Origin of the sequence: Occallatibacter riparius (assembly GCF_025264625.1) — a bacterium.
GTDB classification, from domain to species: Bacteria; Acidobacteriota; Terriglobia; order Terriglobales; family Acidobacteriaceae; genus Telmatobacter; species Telmatobacter riparius.
The window spans coordinates 6,361,372-6,379,228 of record NZ_CP093313.1; the positions used below are offsets into that span (position 1 = coordinate 6,361,372).

17 protein-coding genes are annotated in these 17,857 nt (G+C 60.2%); 8 read left to right on the top strand and 9 right to left on the bottom strand.

Translation table 11 applies throughout. The features are described 5' to 3' along the window. Positions 1 to 121 precede the first annotated feature (121 nt). From MOP44_RS25980 to MOP44_RS25990, 3 genes are all read left to right on the top strand, one after another. On the top strand, positions 122 to 1,471 hold the full coding sequence (locus tag MOP44_RS25980) for an ammonium transporter (protein WP_390905510.1): 1,350 nt from the start codon (positions 122 to 124) through the stop codon (positions 1,469 to 1,471). 83 nt (positions 1,472 to 1,554) lie between these two features. Next, positions 1,555 to 1,893, top strand: coding sequence for a P-II family nitrogen regulator (locus MOP44_RS25985; protein WP_260793485.1), 339 nt, complete (start codon positions 1,555 to 1,557; stop codon positions 1,891 to 1,893). Between the two features lie 198 nt (positions 1,894 to 2,091). After that, the gene (locus tag MOP44_RS25990) at positions 2,092 to 4,701 is read left to right on the top strand and encodes a [protein-PII] uridylyltransferase family protein (protein WP_260793486.1); all 2,610 of its coding nucleotides are present in this window, start codon (positions 2,092 to 2,094) and stop codon (positions 4,699 to 4,701) included. 2 nt (positions 4,702 to 4,703) lie between these two features. Here MOP44_RS25990 and MOP44_RS25995 read toward each other — a convergent pair whose 3' ends face one another. After that, positions 4,704 to 5,507, bottom strand: coding sequence for a phytanoyl-CoA dioxygenase family protein (locus tag MOP44_RS25995; RefSeq protein WP_260793487.1), 804 nt, complete (start codon positions 5,505 to 5,507; stop codon positions 4,704 to 4,706). A gap of 231 nt (positions 5,508 to 5,738) precedes the next feature. On the opposite strand from MOP44_RS25995, the gene MOP44_RS26000 reads away from it, so the two are divergent. Then, positions 5,739 to 6,251 (top strand): YciE/YciF ferroxidase family protein, encoded by a 513-nt coding sequence (locus MOP44_RS26000; protein WP_260793488.1) that lies wholly within the window; start codon positions 5,739 to 5,741, stop codon positions 6,249 to 6,251. 48 nt (positions 6,252 to 6,299) lie between these two features. Here the strand turns inward: MOP44_RS26000 and MOP44_RS26005 are convergent, their stop codons facing one another. Continuing rightward, the gene (locus tag MOP44_RS26005; RefSeq protein ID WP_260793489.1) at positions 6,300 to 6,590 is read right to left on the bottom strand and encodes a hypothetical protein; all 291 of its coding nucleotides are present in this window, start codon (positions 6,588 to 6,590) and stop codon (positions 6,300 to 6,302) included. A 114-nt stretch (positions 6,591 to 6,704) separates the two neighbouring features. After that, complete coding sequence (locus MOP44_RS26010; RefSeq protein WP_260793490.1) at positions 6,705 to 6,833, bottom strand: hypothetical protein; 129 nt, start codon at positions 6,831 to 6,833, stop codon at positions 6,705 to 6,707. On the opposite strand from MOP44_RS26010, the gene MOP44_RS26015 reads away from it, so the two are divergent. Then, positions 6,820 to 8,316 carry a carbohydrate porin gene (locus tag MOP44_RS26015; RefSeq protein WP_260793491.1) on the top strand — a complete coding sequence of 499 codons (1,497 nt, stop codon included), beginning with the start codon at positions 6,820 to 6,822 and terminating at the stop codon, positions 8,314 to 8,316. The genes MOP44_RS26010 and MOP44_RS26015 overlap by 14 nt on opposite strands. 95 nt (positions 8,317 to 8,411) lie before the next feature. On the opposite strand, the gene MOP44_RS26020 is transcribed toward MOP44_RS26015, so the two are convergent. The 3 genes from MOP44_RS26020 to MOP44_RS26030 form a co-directional block, all read right to left on the bottom strand. After that, a complete protein-coding gene (locus MOP44_RS26020; protein ID WP_260793492.1) occupies positions 8,412 to 10,385 on the bottom strand; it encodes an LTA synthase family protein in 1,974 nt (657 codons plus the stop codon). Between the two features lie 84 nt (positions 10,386 to 10,469). Then, on the bottom strand, positions 10,470 to 10,883 hold the full coding sequence (locus MOP44_RS26025) for an FtsB family cell division protein (protein ID WP_260793493.1): 414 nt from the start codon (positions 10,881 to 10,883) through the stop codon (positions 10,470 to 10,472). A 23-nt stretch (positions 10,884 to 10,906) separates the two neighbouring features. Next, complete coding sequence (locus MOP44_RS26030; RefSeq protein WP_260793494.1) at positions 10,907 to 12,316, bottom strand: phosphoglucomutase/phosphomannomutase family protein; 1,410 nt, start codon at positions 12,314 to 12,316, stop codon at positions 10,907 to 10,909. 201 nt (positions 12,317 to 12,517) lie between these two features. Here MOP44_RS26030 and cutA point away from each other — a divergent pair, with 201 nt between their 5' ends. The 3 genes from cutA (at position 12,518) to MOP44_RS26045 (ending at position 14,693) form a co-directional block, all read left to right on the top strand. Then, the gene (gene cutA / locus MOP44_RS26035) at positions 12,518 to 12,868 is read left to right on the top strand and encodes a divalent-cation tolerance protein CutA (protein ID WP_260793495.1); all 351 of its coding nucleotides are present in this window, start codon (positions 12,518 to 12,520) and stop codon (positions 12,866 to 12,868) included. Positions 12,869 to 13,184: 316 nt separating this feature from the next. Beyond that, positions 13,185 to 13,784 carry a biotin transporter BioY gene (locus tag MOP44_RS26040; protein WP_260793496.1) on the top strand — a complete coding sequence of 200 codons (600 nt, stop codon included), beginning with the start codon at positions 13,185 to 13,187 and terminating at the stop codon, positions 13,782 to 13,784. Between the two features lie 36 nt (positions 13,785 to 13,820). Then, positions 13,821 to 14,693 carry a menaquinone biosynthesis family protein gene (locus MOP44_RS26045; RefSeq protein WP_260793497.1) on the top strand — a complete coding sequence of 291 codons (873 nt, stop codon included), beginning with the start codon at positions 13,821 to 13,823 and terminating at the stop codon, positions 14,691 to 14,693. A gap of 45 nt (positions 14,694 to 14,738) precedes the next feature. Here MOP44_RS26045 and MOP44_RS26050 read toward each other — a convergent pair whose 3' ends face one another. From MOP44_RS26050 to MOP44_RS26060, 3 genes are all read right to left on the bottom strand, one after another. Next, a complete protein-coding gene (locus tag MOP44_RS26050) occupies positions 14,739 to 15,488 on the bottom strand; it encodes a tetratricopeptide repeat protein (RefSeq protein WP_260793498.1) in 750 nt (249 codons plus the stop codon). Positions 15,489 to 15,511: 23 nt separating this feature from the next. Next, complete coding sequence (locus tag MOP44_RS26055) at positions 15,512 to 16,525, bottom strand: TolB family protein (RefSeq protein ID WP_260793499.1); 1,014 nt, start codon at positions 16,523 to 16,525, stop codon at positions 15,512 to 15,514. Positions 16,526 to 16,614: 89 nt separating this feature from the next. Beyond that, positions 16,615 to 17,715 carry a 2-hydroxyacid dehydrogenase gene (locus tag MOP44_RS26060; RefSeq protein WP_260793500.1) on the bottom strand — a complete coding sequence of 367 codons (1,101 nt, stop codon included), beginning with the start codon at positions 17,713 to 17,715 and terminating at the stop codon, positions 16,615 to 16,617. Positions 17,716 to 17,857 lie beyond the last annotated feature (142 nt).

Consider the following 17,857-nt stretch of genomic DNA (forward strand, 5'->3'; position numbering starts at 1 on the left):
ACGGCGGCGGGCCACAACCACGCTCCTCAAACCTATTGGATTTCTGCCCAGGAGGTATATGGGTCGCAAAGCAGTGCGTTTGTTTCTTCTTGCCGCAATGGTTTTTCTTCCGTTTGTCGCAATGGGGCAGTCCGCTGGTTCGAGCGCCGCGCCCGCTACGCAGGCGCAGATTGATGCGCTGAAGAGTGCCGTGGACAGCGCGCAGATGTCTGGCGACAACGCGTGGATGCTGGTTTCAGCCGCGCTGGTGCTGATGATGACGGGGCCGGGGCTAGCGCTGTTCTACGGCGGGCTGGTACGGCGCAAGAACATTCTGGGCACCATGATGCAGAGCTTCGCAATGATGGGGCTGGTGACGATTCTGTGGGCGCTGATTGGATACTCGCTGGCCTTCGGACACGGAAACGCATTCATCGGCGGATTCGAGCACGTGTTTTTGCGCGGCGTGAGCCTGGCGCCGGATGCGGACTACGCGAAGACGATTCCCGAGCAGACCTACATGGTCTATCAGCTGATGTTCGCGATCATTACGCCGGCGCTGATTACGGGCGCATTTGCGGAGCGGATGAAGTTCAGCGCGATGGCGCTGTTTCTGTCGCTGTGGTCGCTGATTATCTACAGCCCGATGGCGCACATGGTGTGGGGCGTGGGCGGACTGCTGAACGCGAGCGGCGGACATATCCCCTCGCTGGATTTCGCAGGCGGAACAGTGGTTCACGTGACATCGGGCGTGTCGGCACTGGTGACGGCGCTTTACCTGGGCAAGCGCATGGGGTATCCCAAGACCGCCATGCCGCCGCACTCGATGGTGCTGAGCTTCGTTGGCGCGTGCCTGCTGTGGGTTGGGTGGTTCGGATTCAACGCGGGCAGCGCGCTGAATGCGGGATCGCTGGCGACGAGCGCGTTTATCAACACGCATTTTGCAGCAGCGGCAGCGGCGCTGGGGTGGACGATCGCCGAGTGGATCCACAACGGCAAGCCGACGGCGCTGGGCGCGATCTCGGGCGCGGTGGCGGGGCTGGTGGCGATTACACCGGCATCGGGATTTGTGCAGCCCATGGCGGCGTTGCTCATCGGGCTGATCGCGGGGTTCTTCTGCTTCTTCATGGTGTTCATGGTGAAGGCGAAGTTCGGGTACGATGACTCGCTCGATGCCTTCGGCGTGCACGGAGCAGGCGGCACGCTGGGGGCGATTCTGACCGGCATCTTCGCGGTGAGCGTGATCAACCCAGCATTCGGGACGGATGCATCCGGCAAGGCGTTGCCGACCGGCGTGCTGGACGGCCACTGGGGGCAGTTGCTGAACCAGGGGGCCGGAGTGGCGATCGCGTGGGTGATGTCTGCAGTAGGAACACTGGTGCTGCTGTTCGTGGTGGACAAGGTGATCGGGCTGCGGGTTTCGGCCGAAGACGAAAACGAGGGTTTGGACCTGTCGCAGCACGGCGAAGAAGGTTACGATTTCAATTCCTGACAGTTCTTTATGCGAATCTGATGGACCATTGTGGGCAGTGGTCGCGTATGGTTTGTTAGGCTATCAATCCGAGGCAATTTGCAATGGTGAAGATCGAGGCAGTGATCCAGCCCTCGAAGCTGGATGCGGTGAAAGATGCGCTGCTTGAAGCGGGCATCGAGGGCATGACAATTCTGGAAGCGCGCGGCCATGGGCGCCAGAAGGGCCACACGGAGTTCTATCGGGGCCGCGAGTACACGGTCGACCTTCTGCCGAAGGTGAAGATCGAGATGGTGGTGCAGGACGAGCGCAAGGAGAAGGCGATCCAGGCCATTATCGGCGCGGCTCGGACGGGACGGATCGGCGACGGCAAGATCTTCGTGAGTCCGATCGCGGATGCGATCAGGATCCGCAACGATGAGCGGGGCGAGACGGCGCTGTAGGCCGTTTCACCAGACGAAAGAATCCAAGGCCCGCGGTTTGCAGAACCAAAAAGATCGCGGGCCCCGTTGTATTTGGAGGGGTAGCGGGTGTCTCATCATACGGCCTTCCTTATATCCGCCTGATTTCGCCAAACCGCTCTATCGCTTATTCTGAATGAACATTCCGTTTCAGACCGGAAACAAGCTCAAAACAAACCCATGGACCCAGTCGCAATCGCGGTTGACGATTTACGGGAGCAGTATCACCGGGAGATGGCGCTTGTGCGCCAGACATTCGAGCGCACCGGCGACGGGACGGCCGCGATCCGCAGGCGTTCGGCGGTAGTCGACCGGATTCTGATCGAAATGTGGCGGCGGGCGTTCACCGGGAACCCGGGGTTCAACGTTTCGCTGCTGGCGCTGGGCGGGTATGGGCGCAAGGACCTGTTTCCCTTCTCCGACATTGACGTGCTGTTTGCGTTTGCAGATGACAAGACCGAGGAGCAGGCGCGCGAACACGTGCGGGCGATCGTGCAGGGCATGTGGGATATCGGGCTGCGGGCCAGCCCTGCTTCGCGCACGGTGAAGGAAGCGGGCAAGTTCGATCCAGACAACCTGGAGTTCACGCTGGCAACGCTCGACCGGCGATTCCTGGCGGGACAGTTTCCGCTGTATCAGCAGCTTCACCAGACGGTTCTGCCGGGACTGGTGCTGAGCGAGTGGAACACGATTACGCAGAAGCTGGGCGAGATTGCGCGGGCGCGGCACGCCAAATTCGGCAACACGATCTTCCATCTCGAGCCGAACCTCAAAGACTGCCCGGGCGGGCTGCGCGATTATCACCTTGCGGTGTGGTTTGCGTTGCTCTTCCACCTGAAAGAGACGCGGGAGTGGCCGCGGCAGCGAGGGGGAGTGTTTCAGAGCGCGCGCGGGGATGCGGAGGCGGCGTTCGATTTTCTTGCTGCGGCCCGATGTTTTCTGCACTTCCGGCACAATCGCGACGACAATACACTGGACTGGCAATCGCAGGATGAAGCTGCAGCGAACTCGATTGGGCTGGAGACGCGGGGAACGGCCGATCCGGCGTATTGGATGCGAACTTATTATCGGCACGCGCGCGTTGTCTATCGCCGGGCCGTGCTGCTGATGGAGAACCTGCCCGCGCCGGTCAGCTTTTACAAGCAGTTCCGCCGGCGGCGAACTCCGATTGCAGGAACCGACTTCGTTCTCGATCAAGGCCGCATCGACATCCTTCCCGGCGCACAATTCTCCGACACATCTGCAATTCTCAGGATCTTCTCGCTGATGGCGACGCATGGCTACACGCTGTCACAGGGGGCAGAAGACCGCATTACCGACGCACTGCCGGCGCTGGCGATTCATGTGCCTGAAGGGCCGTTCCTTTGGAATGCGCTTCGGGAGGTGCTGCTGGGGCCGCACGCTGCGCATGCGTTGCGCACCATGCATGCGCTGGGCGCGCTGGAGATGCTGCTGCCGGAGTTTCACGGCATTGACGCACTGGTGATTCGCGACAGCTACCACCGCTATACGGTGGATGAGCACACGTTTCTGACGATCGACAACGTGCACGCGCTGCGCACTCCGCATCACGATTACGAGCAGCGGCTTGGGCAATTGCTTCCCGAGATCGACCGGCTGGACCTGTTTCTGCTGGCGCTGCTGTTGCACGACACGGGCAAGGCCAGGCGCGATACGGAGCACACCGGAGGATCTGTGGAGCTGGCCGACAGCTTTATGGCGCGGCTGGATTTTGATGCGGAAGAGCGCGAGATTGTTCTGCGCCTGATTAAGCAGCACCTGGAAATGTCGAATGCGCTGCGGCGCGACATCTTCGACCCGGAGAACGTGCGCAGCTTTGCCGACAAGATTGGCAGCCCTACGCTGTTGAAGATGCTGACTCTGCTGACCTATGCGGATATCAAGGCGGTCAATCCAGATGCGCTGACGCCGTGGAAGGCGGAGAATCTTTGGCAGCTTTACATGGCAACGGCGAACTTCATGGATCGCAGTGTCGACGAGATTCGTTATCACGCGGCCATCGATCCCACGCTGCTGAACCGGCTGCGCGCGATGGTAACTCCGGCGCAGTATGACGGGCTGGGACAGTTCCTGGAAGGATTGCCGCAGCGCTATTTGCAGACGCGGCTGCCGGAGCATATCCGCAATCACTTTCAGCTCGCGGCGAATCTCGAAAAGGATCCGGTGCAGTTGGATCTCCGGCCCATGCGGCAGCTGTTCGACCTGACGGTGATTGCGCAGGATCGCACACGGTTGTTCGCCGACGTGGCAGGTGCGCTGGCCGCGTGGGGCATGAACATCGTGAAGGCCGGCGCATTCTCAAACGACAACGGAGTGATTGTGGACAGCTTCCAGTTCTCTGACGTGTTCAGAACGCTGGAGCTGAATCCGAGTGAGAAGGGCCGGTTCCTTAAGTATCTGCACGATGTGGTTGCGCAGAGGGTGCCGGTGGAACAACTGCTGGAAGCACGGCGGCACTCGAATCACAGCGCGAATGTGAAGGTGGAGGTTGCGACGCGGCTCGAGTTCGATTCGCTGTCGTCGACGCAATCAACGCTGCTGCAGGTCATCGCGCAGGATGGGCCGGGGCTGCTGCGGCAGATCGCGCTGGTGCTGAGCACGCATGGGTGCAACATCGAAGTGGCGCTGATCGATACCGAAGGCGAGACCGCGATCGACGTGTTTTACCTGACGCGCGAGGGCACCAAGCTGAACGACAAGGTGCAGGCTTCGCTGGCCGCGGATCTGACCGCCGCGCTGGAAGAATTGCGGGCGCCCGCGCGGGCGTAATACTACTCAAGTCCCAGAAGAACGGCTCGCTCCACGGGCGAATAGTCCCGGTCCGTTCTCTTTAGATTGAGTTCACCGTTTGGATAGAGCGGGGGCTGCGCCATGAAGCGTGCGTGCTTGCCGCGAACGGGCTGCGCCGCGTGCACCAGAAACGGATGACACAGATAGACGGTGCCGGCTGGACCCGATGCCAGGGCCCCAGGCAGATCGCTGGTGATTTGCTCCGCTGCTGCCGAGATCTGCAGGAACGGCAGCCCCTCGTTGCCCGCCTGCTGCAACAACTTGGAAACCCTGAGATGTGAGCCGACACGAATGCGTGTGGGGCCGTCCTGCTCGCCTACATCGGTGAACAGAAACAGCATCAGAAGAGCGCGGCCGCGCGATGTGAGATTGACGCGCCACTCCATGTAATTGGCTTCTGCGCCCTCGAGCGGAAAGCTGGCATCGATGTGCCATCCCGTATCGCCGGGATCATCTGAGTGCGGAAACCGCAGTGGGAATCCGCCGAGGCTCTGCCTGGGCACCCATCGGCTTAGCCCGACGAGTTGATCAAAAGCGGCGTGCAGTGCAGGCGTATTCGCGGCTTCACGGAACGGTTCTTCCGAGCGGTCTCCGATGCGGATGACTGGACGGGTCCAGGTGGAAGAGTCGTTAGCGCTGCAGCCGGATTCGCGCCAGAGGATCTCGCGGCACTCTGCGGCCGTGGACTGTGAAAACGCGTTCTCCACTTTGACGAAACCGTCGCGGACAAACTGCTCTTCCTGCGCCGGGGTGAGGGCACGCGAATCTGAATCTGCTGAGTTCATGAGGATCTCCGTTGGGTTTTCTGTGCGCACGTGAGTACCGTCTGGCCGCGGGTGCGGCCACCTTGGAGTACCGGAAGGCGGCGCCGGCCGTCAGAGGCGGGGCAAAAATAGGGAGGAGAGCTGAATCATCTTCACGCGACGAATTGTAATTGCCGAGCACCGTGCAACGGAAAGCATGGTGGGCCCTTCCAAACCATCGGCACGACGAATGCAAATCCAACGAGGTATCTCATGGGACTAATCACTCCCAACGATTTTCCGAACTTGCGCGAGCTATATACGGCACAGCTGCGCTATCTATTGTCCACTGAGAATCAGATTGTGAAGGGTCTGCCGGCAATGATCGAGCACGCCGAAGACACGCAACTGAAGCAGGCATTCCAGTCACACCTTCAGGAGACCCAGGTTCACGTCCAGCGAATCGAGGGCTTGCTGCAGGAGCTGATGGGAGAGATCGACGACAAGAAGGACCCGATTCTCACCGCGATTGTGGGGTCGGGCGAAAACATCACGAAGGAAACAGAATCAGGACCGGTGCGCGATGCGGGACTGATTGCCACAGCGCAGAAGGTGGAGCACTACGAGATCGCGTCGTATGGCAGCGCGCGCGACTGGGCCAAGCACCTGGGCCTGACGAATCACGTGTCGCTGCTGCAGAAGACTCTGGACGAAGAGAAGCACGCGGATCAACTGCTGACGGAGATTTCGCAGCGAACCAACTCGTCCGCGTCTATCGCAGCTTAGAAAGATGCGGCTGGCCCGAATCGCGATGATTCGGGTCAGCTTGCATGCTTATAGCTGGCCCTCTTCGTCCGAGGCGGAGCTTGTCTGGCGCGAAGGCGCGCCACCGTCGGTTTGGGCTCCAGACTGCTGGCTTGCATCGCCCTGGCCACCGGAGCGATTGCCACGCTCGTCGGGACGGCCGCTCTCGATTCCCTCCCCTGCGCCGCCGCGCGTCTTCTCGCCGCTTCTGGATTGTGTGCTGTTGAGGCCGCTGGAGCCGTGGCTTTTGGAGCTCTGGCTTGTGCTGGATCCCGTATTGCCTCCGCGATTCTGTTCGCGCGATTCCGCTTTGTTTTCCATGGATGACTCCTGCTTGCGTCGCCTATAGGCGAACAACGTGAGATGCCGAGTACAGTACGGTACGTTGTTTGGGACCGATTTAACCATAATTAATAAACTTCATTAATCGTGAATTCACCGAAGATGATATAACCATAGATAGAGCGCCATTCCCCAGATTCCTCCCATGATCTCTTTCTTTGCTGCGAGGCCTTCGATGTTCCGTCCCTGGTCGATGCCGAGGTTTGTTTTGCTGACTGCCATTGCAGCGAGCCTCTGCGCGCAGGCATGGGGCGGCCAGGCGCGAGACACAGGATTGCTTCCAGCGGCGCCGCAGCCGCAAGCTTCGGCGGTGGCGAAGAACAATGTCGGCGAGGGATTTCAGCAAAGGCCTGACGACACGACGGGCACGGTTCCACCGGATCCGAAGCCGAACAAGAAGGGCGCAGCTGCTGATCCGGTGGTCACGATGTTCCCTCACCCCGAGGGGCGGCGCTGGTGGATTTCAGGTCAGGCGAACGTCATCTTCCAGGGCCGGCTGCCGTTTCACTCGCCGTATGAGGGGCCGAACAGCTTTCGCAACTCGGCGGAATACAAGACGTCGCTGGTGGGCACGTTCTACTCAGCGGTGCGGCCAACGACCTCGGTGCGCTACAACACGGATCTGGTGCTCGATATCGAGTCGGCGGGCGGACGCGGGCTGAGCCAGGCGCTGGGGTTGGCGGGCTTTGCGAATCTCGATGTGGTGCGCAATCCGAGTCTCGGCAGCACGCCGTATCTGGCGCGCTACGAGATTCACCAAGTGTTCGGGCTGACGGGCAAGACCGTGAGCCAGGCGCCGAACTTCTTTGCGCTGGCGACGGAAGTGCCGGAGCGGCGTATTGAGTTTCGTGTGGGCAAGATGACGCTGCCGGATTTCTTCGATGTGAACGACATTGGGTCGGACTCGCACCTGCAGTTCATGAACTGGACCGTGGACAACAACGGTGCGTGGGACTATGCGGCCGACACGCGCGGCTACACGGTGGGCGGGATGGCAGAGTATGACGACCGGGCCTGGAGCCTGCGCTACGGCATCTTCGCCATGCCAGTGGTCGCGAACGGCATCGACATGGACTGGGCCTTCAGCCGCGCGCACGGACAGAACGGCGAGTTCGAGCTGCGGAAGTCGCTGGTGCCGAATCGCAAGGGCACGACGCGGATTCTGTTCTTTGGGAACACGGCGCACATGGGCGTATATCGCGAGGCGGTGCAGGCCTATCTTGCCGGTGTGGACTCGACGCCGACCATCACGGCACACGCGCAGTTCGGGGCGCTGAAGTACGGGGTCGACTACAACATGCAGCAGGAAGTCACGGACAATCTGCGGCTGTTCGGGCGGTTCGGATGGAATGAGGGTCAACACGAGTCCTATGCGTACACGGAGGTGGATCAGACTGTACAGGCGGGCGGCGATTACTCGATGCGGAGATTCGGACGGGGCGAGGACAAGTTCGGCGCAGTGGTCGTTTCAAATGCAATCAAGCGCGATCACCAGGAGTATCTGCGGCTGGGCGGCCTGGGCTTTCTGTTGGGCGACGGCAACTTGAATTATGGCCGCGAGAACATCGTAGAGAGCTATTACACGTGGCACGCCTGGCGGGGCATGTTCTACTCCGTCGATGTGCAGCACTTCAATAATCCGGGCTACAACCGGGACCGCGGACCGGTGTGGGTGGGCGCGGTGCGTGGGCACGTGGATTTTTGAGGGGAATCTGGTATGCGCCCAGAATTCTCGACGGGACATGCCCGATCCGCGACGATCGCCGCTTCATTCCTTGAGTATCGAAATCGTGGACGCAATCAGTAATGAACATTTAGCAGATTGCTCAGCAGAGCGGCCTGCGTCGCCTCGTGTTCGCTCTCGATGTGGCGCGCTTCGCTCCCTTCAGCACTGCCGTATGGGAGTATGTCGCGTTCACTGAACCGCATGGTGGAATTCTTGTAAACACGACCGTCGGAAGTGATCATGAAGTACGCCCCGTTTTCGTAGAAGCCCGAGGCACCATATGTTCCCATAGGCAAATAAATCCGGCGGTTAGCCAGGCGCTGTTCCGTGACGGGGGACCCTTGCGCGTGGAGTGGAGCGCCGCTCAAGCCCAGCAAATCAAGAAGCGTAGGCGAGAGATCGATGTGACTCGTTGGATAGTTGATGCGAACCGCACTCTTCAGCGCCTGCGGAGCATAGATAAGCATGGGAACCCGCATGACGCGGTCGTCCAGCTTTCTATCGGCGGTGAGGGGGTGCGATCCGTCTGGAAGTGTGGCGGAGAAGCGCATCCCGTGGTCACCAGTCACGACGATGATTGTCTTTTTGAGTACTCCGTCGTCACGAAGCTGTTGGACGATTTGTCCCAGCCAACCATCTTCCAGCTTTGCAAGAGCGCGCCCCCGCCGCAAGGCGGAAGCTTCAGTGCCAGCATCGGCTCCGCGATAGGGATCGTGGCTTACCTCGGGGAAGTACATGGCTGCGAAGTGTTGGTGATTCGATGACCATTCGTGGATGTCGTGGCAAAGGTAGTTCAAAGACTGGAGATCATGCCCTGCCGTATAGTCGGCTGGGCCGTAGAAGGTGGTGAGACCAGCGCGATCTTTTTCGGGATCAATCGCGGGCGGGCGCAATTCGCTGAAACCCAGGCTCGCAAGCATCAAGTCGTCGCGCTGCGAGGGGATCTGCCATACAAAACCGTAGAAGGCGGTTCGATATCCGGCTGCATCAAGAGTGCGCATAAGTGTCGGCAGCCTCGGTCCGCGCGTCTGAGTCAATTCGCTTGGGTTGCACTGGATGACGCATTGTGCATAGAGGGAGGTAAGCATGGAAAAGGTGGCATAGTCAGTCTGAGGGAAACTGGTGTAGTGCCGCGCCAAGACAAAGGAGTGCTCGCGAAGCTGGCGCAGATTCGGCATGTCGGCCAGATCATCACTCGCGGGATCAACAACCTCAGCCGACATCGATTCCATGGTGAAAATGACGATGTTCGCGTCGGCAGCTTTTCCGAAATAGCTAGATGGTTGCGTTGGAGGAGCCAGGGCGCTTGAGCGATACATTTCCATTAACCGATCAGTGCCATAAGCCTGCAGTTGCCGGATGCGCGATGACCTGGCCATGTCTTCGAAGAAGAACGAATACACTGCATTTCCGAGGAGGGGCGAGGTCCACGGACCAGGCGGGATTCGGGGAATCCATGCAATGAGTCCTAAGGGGATCGCCGCCGCAATGCAAGCGAGAGCAGCACATTCGCCAAATACCACATGACGGCTGGTAAGCGCGTTAGCAATTAGTTGGTGCACGATGAAGGCGAATATCGCAGTAAGAAAAAGTAAGGTCCCAAAAGCTACCCACACCTGAGTATGGATAGCGAGAAATGACGCATCGCGGCTTGCCATCTCCCATGCCAGAAGCCCGTACGTGAGTCGGAAAGTGGTGAAGGACCCCGTCAGCTTCCAAACATGGGCCTGCAAAGCAGTCAGTAGCGCCAGGGCGGCTGAAAAAGAAGCACTCAGATAGAAAGCCGACCGGCGCGCCATTCGCACGGTGAGCAGAAGAATGATTAGTGGCACCACGAAGAAGAGCAACAGGAGATCGCTTCGAAAGAGCGCGAATGTATCGAAGACGGAGATTAGCCCTGTGCCTCCGAGAAAGGGAGCGGCCTCGTGAAATCCCGCGCCTCGCATCAAGGAAAACTTAGTGGCAAGGATGGCCCCTGCGCTCGCGATCCAAGGCAGGAGAATGACGCCCCAGCGCAGTTCCATGGGGACCCGATAAAAGTTGCGCATGGCTTTTTAGAATTAACCAGCGAATTTTACAACTGGAATTGCCGTCGCGCAAGATACCCCTGTCACCCCGGAAGCGAATCCAATCTATTTTGACGGAGAGGCTGCGGCGGGCTTGACTTCATTTGACAGGTCGACGATGACTTCGCCCTGGCGGGCGTAGCGGAGTTTCTCGCGGGCTTCGTGCTCAATCTCGTCGGGATCGGTCTTGAGCTTGTCGACGCGGACACGCAGGCGGGAGTTCTCCTGCTGGAGCTGGTCGATCTCCTTTTGCAACTGCTTGTCTTCGACGCGTTTCTGCTCCCAGAACGAGAGGCCGTGCTTGCCGTTGACCACGTGCCAGCCCAGCAGCAAGGCAAGGCCGACGGCAACCGCGCTTGCAGCCGAACGCCAGCCGTTTGTCGCCCAACGGACAACGCGGTGCGACAAAGGCTGCGCCTGAACCGGCGGCTTCTGCACCGGTTCAGGCGCAAACATCTCGACTGTTGATTGATCCTGCATTTTCCCCGATCTGAAGGTGACGGTCAGGAAGTAACGAACTTCTCTGCCGCGGCCTTCAGCGCTTCCATATCGTGCTCACTGCGAGCTTCAGTATATGCACGCACCACCGGTTCCGTCCCGGACAACCGGTAGCACACCCAGGAGCCGTCGTCGAGAATGAGCTTGAGCCCGTCAGTGCGCACAACCTGCTTGACCTTGCGCCCGCTCAGTTCCGTCGGATCGGCCTTCAACTTCTCAGTGAACCGGGCTTTTACCTCCGGGGTCAAGCGGAAGTTCTCACGAACGGGGTAGTAGGAACCAACCTTGCCAAACAATTCCCGAAGCTGCACTCCGAGGCTCTTGCCGCGGACAGCGACCATTTCCGTGACGAGAAGGCCGGCGATGATGCCGTCTTTCTCTGGAACGTGGCCGCGAATGGTGAGGCCTGCGGACTCTTCGCCGCCGATGGCGATTTTGTCTTCAATGATGAGCTCGCCGATGTACTTGAATCCGACCGGGGTTTCATAGAGCGGGACTTTGTGGTGCTCTGCGAGGGCGTTGACCAGGTTGGTGGTGGCGACGCTCTTGGCCACGCCGTTGCGCCAGCCACGGGTTTCGACGAGGTAGTCGAACAGAAGCGCGATGACGTAGTTGGGCTGGATGAAGGTGCCGTCCTCGTCGACGATGCCGAATCGGTCGGCGTCGCCGTCGGTGGCAATGACGATCTTGGCGCCGATTTCGCGCATCTTGCGTTTCGCGGCATCGAGCAGGTGATCGTCGGGCTCGGGGGCGTGACCGCCGAAGAGAACGTCGCGGTAGTCGTGGACGGTTTCGACGGGGACGCCGGCCTGGCGCAGGATGCGGCAGCTATAGCCACGGCCGGCACCCCAGAAGGGATCGTAGACCACCTTGATGCCCGACTTGGTGATGGCCTTGAGATCGACGAGCTCGCCGAGGCGCTTGAGGAACGAGTCCTTCACGTCAACGGTTTCGAATCCACCGTCGGGAGGGTTGGCCTGCGGAATCTTCGCGCCGCTGTCGGCAATGCGGTTCACGGCCGCTTCGATCTGACTTGTGACTTCAGGCAGGGCAGGCGCGCCGTCAGGGCTCGAGTACTTGATGCCGTTGTATTCCGGCGGATTATGCGATGCGGTGAAGTTGAGGGCGCCCACGGTTTTGAAGGTGCGTACGGCATGCGCGATGGCGGGGGTGGGTGCGGCATCGGGAATGACGACGGGGGTTACGCCTGCGCCGGCGAGGACGCGCGCGGCGGTGTCGACGAAGCTCTCGCCCAGGAATCGGGGATCACGCCCGACGAGTACGCGATGCGGACCGGGTTGAGTCTTTACATATTCCGCGATACCCGCAACGGCCAGACGGATGTTGGCGACGGTAAACTCATCGGCCACGATGGCGCGCCAGCCAGAGGTGCCAAACTTGATCGCACTTGCCATGTCTCAAGCTCCCTTCTTGCAACTCCATACTGCCTTTCGAGGCTGCGATTGGGCAAGCACAGGCCGGGCATATGGTGTGCCGGGTCACCAAGCCATGTGATCGCCGCAGCATTCGATTACCCGGTTGGATGCCATACTTGTGGGCATTGGGTCAGTCTTGTTGGAGGCTGACCCAATGCGTAGTGTTGCCGGAGGACAGTTATGGTTGAGTCCAACTCCCTTCATTCAAATCCCGAAGTGCGCATCGTGTTGACGACGGCGGGCAGCCGCGAAGAGGCGGAGCGAATCGGGCGGACGCTGGTTGAGGAGCGGCTTGCCGGGTGCGCGACGCTGTTGCCCGGTGTGGAGTCGATTTACCACTGGCGCGGCGGGATCGAAACGGACTCCGAGACCCTGCTTCTGCTGAAGACAGAGGTTGATCAGCTTGATGCGCTTTACGCGCGGCTGAAGGCTCTGCACAGCTATGAAACCCCGGAGTTTCTGGTGCTCTCAGTGGAGGCGGCGAGCCAGGGATATCGCGAATGGCTCAAGGCGAGCCTGGCGGGCGTTTGAGCGGGTGAGAGGTCAGCGGCGGGTCTGGTATTCTTGCCGTTAGCGGATCTTCCCGTCTGCCTGAAACTGTCGCGCTCCAGGACTTTGCATGAATCCGAGTAGCGGGTGCGTGCAGTAGCGAAAAGAGACGATTGTGCCGGCCATGGGATCCGAACAGGACCATGCGCTGGCTGATGATCGTACTTCTCGTTTCGCTTGCTGCGTTGTTGGTTGCGTCGGCGGGCGTTGCGTACCACGTGTGGCAGGAGCATAAGCGACGGAAGTCGGCTCCCGCGCAAGTGGAACGGGCAGAGAATCCGGATACGGAGGAGGCACCATGAACATTCCATCGCGCCCAATGAGCGCAAACGTAGCCGGTGCATCGGCAGCGGAATGGCTGCGGCCCGCAGGAATTGTGCTGGCCGGGAGCCTGCTGGTGGCTTTGTGCGCGCGCGTGGCTCTGCCTCTGCCGTTCACTCCGGTGCCGCTGACGCTGCAGCCGTTTGCCGTGCTGGCGCTGGGAATGCTTCTGGCTCCGCGGCTGGCCGCGACCACGCTGGCAGCGTATTTGGTCGAGGGCGCGGCGGGACTGCCGGTCTTTGCGCCGGGAGTAGCGGGTGCAGCGGGATTCGCGCACCTCTTTGGGCCGACTGGCGGATACCTGCTGTCCTATCCCCTTGCGGCGTTTGCTGTGGCTGCATTGTGGCGGATGAGCGTGCGCAGCTTCGGGTGGGCACTGATCAGCGCGACGGTGGGCAACGTCATCATTCTGGGCGTGGGCGCGCTCTGGCTCGGTATTTTCACGCACGCTTCGGCCGGCGCGGTATTCACGCAGGCGGTGATGCCCTTCCTCCCCGGCGATGCTCTTAAAGTGGCAACGGCTGCAGGCATTGGATTTCAGTGGAATCGCATGAATAAGAGCCGCAGCCAGCAATAACCCAACTGTTCAGCTTTGAAAGGACCTCAGCATTCTGTGAGTAATCAGCAATCAGGACCTGCCACCGCGGCCGGCGTCCGCGAAATTTCCATTGCGCACAGCCCCGACTCCGATGACGCATTCATGTTTTATGGGCTGGCCACGAATAAGGTTCGCGTCCCCGGCTATCGCTTCACGCACACTCTCACCGATATCGAAACGCTGAATCGGCGCGCGCAGAATGAAGCGTTCTACGACGTCTCGGCGATCAGCTTCCATGCCTACCCTTACGTGCAGGACAACTACACGCTGATGGGCTGCGGCGGCAGCGTGGGCGAGGGCTACGGGCCCATGGTGGTTTCTGCGAAGAAACTGACACCTGAAGACCTGGGCAAAATCAAGGTGGCGGTTCCGGGCACGCTAACGACTGCCTATCTTTCGCTGAAGGTATTCAATCCGAATATCGAAACGGAAGTGGTTCCGTTCGACCAGATCATTCCGGCGATTCTGGCTGGCAAGTATGAGGCGGGACTGATCATCCACGAGGGGCAGCTCACCTACGCTTCGAGCGGGTTGAGCAAGGTGATCGACCTGGGCGTGTGGTGGCGCGAGACGACGGGCCTGGTGCTGCCCCTGGGCGGCAACGCGATTCGCCGCTCGCTGGGTGCCGAAGAGCACAAGATCATTTCGAAGGCGCTGCGCGACTCGATTCAGCACGCGCTGGATCATCGCGAGCAGGCGCTGGAGTACGCAATGCAGTTCGCGCGCGATCTGGATACCTCGCTAGCGAACCGGTTCGTGAGCATGTATGTGAACGAGCGGACGCTTGATTACGGCAAGGATGGCCGCGAGGCGATCCGCAAACTGCTGGATTTGGGCTACGAGCGCGGGATCATTCCGATTCAGCCGAAGGTGGACTTCGTCGACTGATCGGTTGATTGCTAAATGGAAGGCGCGGCTTTGACCGCGCCTTTTTCATTGAGGTTCTGAGCTCTGGTTCTGCACGATCATCGCCAGGCAAGCCTTCGCGATCTGCTCGATATCGGCCGGCGAGCTCGGGTCGAGAGCCAACTCTCCCAACGTTAGGATTGCGCGGTCATGATCTCCCTGCCTGTCGAAAAGCAGCGCCCTATTGATGAGTAACATGCCCTCGGTTTCGGCGTCCGGATCGGCTGCCAGTCCGCTTTCAAGAGCCGCGAGTCTTTCGCCGTCATCCTCAGCGAGAGCTGCAAGTTCTTTCCACCCAGGCGCGAACTGAGGACACCGCTTCACCAACTCGCGCACTGAGCGCGCTTTCTCCGTTGGATCCTGAAGCCACTCTAAAGACAGGTACGCCAGGTAAATTCCGGGCGGCAGTTCGCCTCTTTCTTCCTTCTCCAGTGTGTGAGCAGCGGTAATCGCAGTAAAGAAGCCGCGCGGGGACAACTTCAACGTTTTGCGGTAACAGTCTCTCGCGCGATCGAAATCCTTCATTAGCAGAAAGGTGTAGGCACTGTCGTAAACGGGATATGGCCACTCCGGCGCTAGAAGAGACGCCTGCTCGAGAAGTGCGAGAGCCTTGCTGTAGTCACCCTGCTCGCCTGCCTCGCGAGCAAATTGGTGCAGTTGCCGCGCCTCAGCGGGGACATCCCTGCTCCCAACCAATTCATATTGAAACCTGCCGGTCGCGCCGCGAAGATCCTCCACGGTGAGTGTCCGACCGTCTTTGCCGCGAAAGATGATCACGGATTCACTCGCTTTCGATCGCCTTACTTTGCAGATGGCGAGAGCTTCTCGTACTCGGTCCAGGCGAACCTCTTGGAGTCCATCGACCAGCCGCCGGTGTTGCCTGCACCCTGCCCGCCGAAGAAGGTCCTCACCGTCGTCAGGTCGGCGCCTTTCGCAGCCACTCCGTCTTTCAGGCGCAGCAGCTTGATCTGCATCCCGTCTCCGATGTAATTGTGGTCCGGATGATCCTTCGGATAGGAGATGGTGTAAAGCCACTTGCCATCGGGAGAGATGTGCGGGAACCAGTCCTGCGTATCCGTGCCGGTGGTGACTTTCTCGGCCAGCTTGTCATCAGGTCCCGCGCCAGCAGCCGGCATGCGCCATGCATTCCACTTGCCTGAGCGATTGGAGCAGAAGTACACCCACTTGCCGTCGGCTGAATACTCGGGGCCGTCATCGGACCCTTTGGCGGTGGTCAAGCGCATTTCGCCGCTGCCGTCGGCGTTGATGCGGTAGAGGCTGGCGCTGTCCTGAAGGGTGCCGGTGTAGACGAGGTATTTGGCGTCGGGCGACCAGCCATGCAGCCACCCCATGTGAACCTGGTGGGCTGCGCTCCCGTCGAGATTCATGACGAGAATCGGATTGGGGATGTCCGCCGCGCCTCGAATCTTCGCCGGCATGGGCAGTTTGATCACGGTGTCTGCGACCTGCTTGCCGTCCCACGAGACCGCATGATCATTGGTGGCGATCATGTCGGGGCTGGAGTAGATCTTCTCCGGCTTCCCCTTGTCGGCGCCGCTCACCGGGATTCGGTAGAGTGCGTTGCCCATGTCGGAGACGAGGTACTTGCCGTCCGCGGTCCAGTTGGGCGCGTGCCACTCGCCGTCGATGGTGAACAGAGTGGAGGTGGTCTTCTTCGCTACGTCGTAGACCACGAAATTGGTACGGTATTTTGGCTCGGGCGCAGATGAGTTCTGCGCGGCTGCAGCGACGTAGAAAACAAGCACCAGCGAGAGGCACGATAGCAGGATGAAACGCAACGATGATGATTTCACTTTGGGCCCTCCGGGACACGAGGCGATCTGCGAGCCGATACGGCCGTTCTTGTAATCGCGCAGAGATGTCCGCCCAATTCTACTGCTCCCTAGAAGGCCTCTTTGTTCACGACGTACGGCATCTTCGTGAAGTCGCCGCCGTAATTGGCTTCGAGCACGTCGCGCAGCGCCTGTACGCAGCGGCCGGCCATGCCGATGTCGGGGTCGACATCGAGACGCGTCTCTTTCGTTCCGCTGGCGAAGTGATGAAAGATGCGGCAGCGGTCTTCAATGGCCGGATCGCGCAGGGGCGAGTCCGTCGGGAGCGGCTCTTGTTCGAAGACGTCGAGCGCGGCGCCGGCGATCCAGCGCTCGCGGAGCGCGAGGGCCAGAGCAGTCTCGTCAACTACGGGTCCGCGCGATGTGTTGATCAGGTAAGCGGTGGGCTTCATCTGCCGCAGGGTGGTTTCGTTGAAGAGGTGATACGTCGGCGTAGGCGATTCGCCTTCGCGCAGCAGCGGCACATGCACGCTGACGAAGTCGGCTGCGGCGAGGACCTCAGCAAGTACACCGTAGCGAATCGTTGTCGCGCGCTTCTGGATGCCGTGGCGGTGGCGCAGGTCCATGACTTCCTGAATGCCCTCGATGTACTGCGTGTTCTGAAACGCGGGATCGAAGCACAGGATGTTCATGTCGAGGCCGGCACATTTTTTGATCATCGCGAGGCCGATGCGGCCGGTGCCGATGATGGCGACGGTCTTGCCTGTAACCTCATCGCCCAGCATGGGCAGGTACGGATGCCAGGCGCCCCAGCGGTTCTCACGGACCAGACGCTCACTGGGCCACAGCTTGCGGGCCGCGGCACCCATGATGAAGAAGGCGAACTCCGCGGTGGCTTCGGTAAGGACATCGGCGGTGTTGGTGAACGGAATGCCGTAGCGATTGGCGTCGGCGCGACTGATATTGTCGAAGCCGACCGCCAGTTGCGCGACGACTTTGAGGGTCCCCTTCCCCGCTTCGAAGACTTCAGCGTCGATGGGATCGCGGAGCGTGGTGATGAGGCCATCGATCCCGGTGCGCACCTTTTCGAGGATCAACGTCTTCGGCGGCGGGTCCGACTGCGGGTAGACTTCAACCTCGTATCCATGGGCGCGCAGGACTTCGAATGCTCCATCGCCGATGTGGCAGGTGGCGTAAACACGTGATGGCATGATGCGGGTTGACCTCGTTGAGGGGAAACTCGATCGTTCGCGACCTATCGAATATACCCTCTCGCACCAATGGCGCACACGCGAACAAAGACCCGTCCGAATCTGATCCGGACGGGCCTGACTAATGCCTGCGAGAGGTCTG

Excerpts from the sequence above, each read along its gene's own strand:
- MOP44_RS25980 (WP_390905510.1), top strand. The coding sequence starts at position 122 with ATGGGGCAGTCCGCTGGTTCGAGCGCCGCGCCCGCTACGCAGGCGCAG.
- MOP44_RS25985 (WP_260793485.1), top strand. The coding sequence starts at position 1,555 with ATGGTGAAGATCGAGGCAGTGATCCAGCCCTCGAAGCTGGATGCGGTG.
- MOP44_RS25990 (WP_260793486.1), top strand. The coding sequence starts at position 2,092 with ATGGACCCAGTCGCAATCGCGGTTGACGATTTACGGGAGCAGTATCAC.
- MOP44_RS25995 (WP_260793487.1), bottom strand. The coding sequence starts at position 5,507 with ATGAACTCAGCAGATTCAGATTCGCGTGCCCTCACCCCGGCGCAGGAA.
- MOP44_RS26000 (WP_260793488.1), top strand. The coding sequence starts at position 5,739 with ATGGGACTAATCACTCCCAACGATTTTCCGAACTTGCGCGAGCTATAT.
- MOP44_RS26005 (WP_260793489.1), bottom strand. The coding sequence starts at position 6,590 with ATGGAAAACAAAGCGGAATCGCGCGAACAGAATCGCGGAGGCAATACG.
- MOP44_RS26010 (WP_260793490.1), bottom strand. The coding sequence starts at position 6,833 with ATGGCAGTCAGCAAAACAAACCTCGGCATCGACCAGGGACGGAACATC.
- MOP44_RS26020 (WP_260793492.1), bottom strand. The coding sequence starts at position 10,385 with ATGCGCAACTTTTATCGGGTCCCCATGGAACTGCGCTGGGGCGTCATT.
- MOP44_RS26025 (WP_260793493.1), bottom strand. The coding sequence starts at position 10,883 with ATGCAGGATCAATCAACAGTCGAGATGTTTGCGCCTGAACCGGTGCAG.
- MOP44_RS26030 (WP_260793494.1), bottom strand. The coding sequence starts at position 12,316 with ATGGCAAGTGCGATCAAGTTTGGCACCTCTGGCTGGCGCGCCATCGTG.
- cutA (WP_260793495.1), top strand. The coding sequence starts at position 12,518 with ATGGTTGAGTCCAACTCCCTTCATTCAAATCCCGAAGTGCGCATCGTG.
- MOP44_RS26040 (WP_260793496.1), top strand. The coding sequence starts at position 13,185 with ATGAACATTCCATCGCGCCCAATGAGCGCAAACGTAGCCGGTGCATCG.
- MOP44_RS26060 (WP_260793500.1), bottom strand. The coding sequence starts at position 17,715 with ATGCCATCACGTGTTTACGCCACCTGCCACATCGGCGATGGAGCATTC.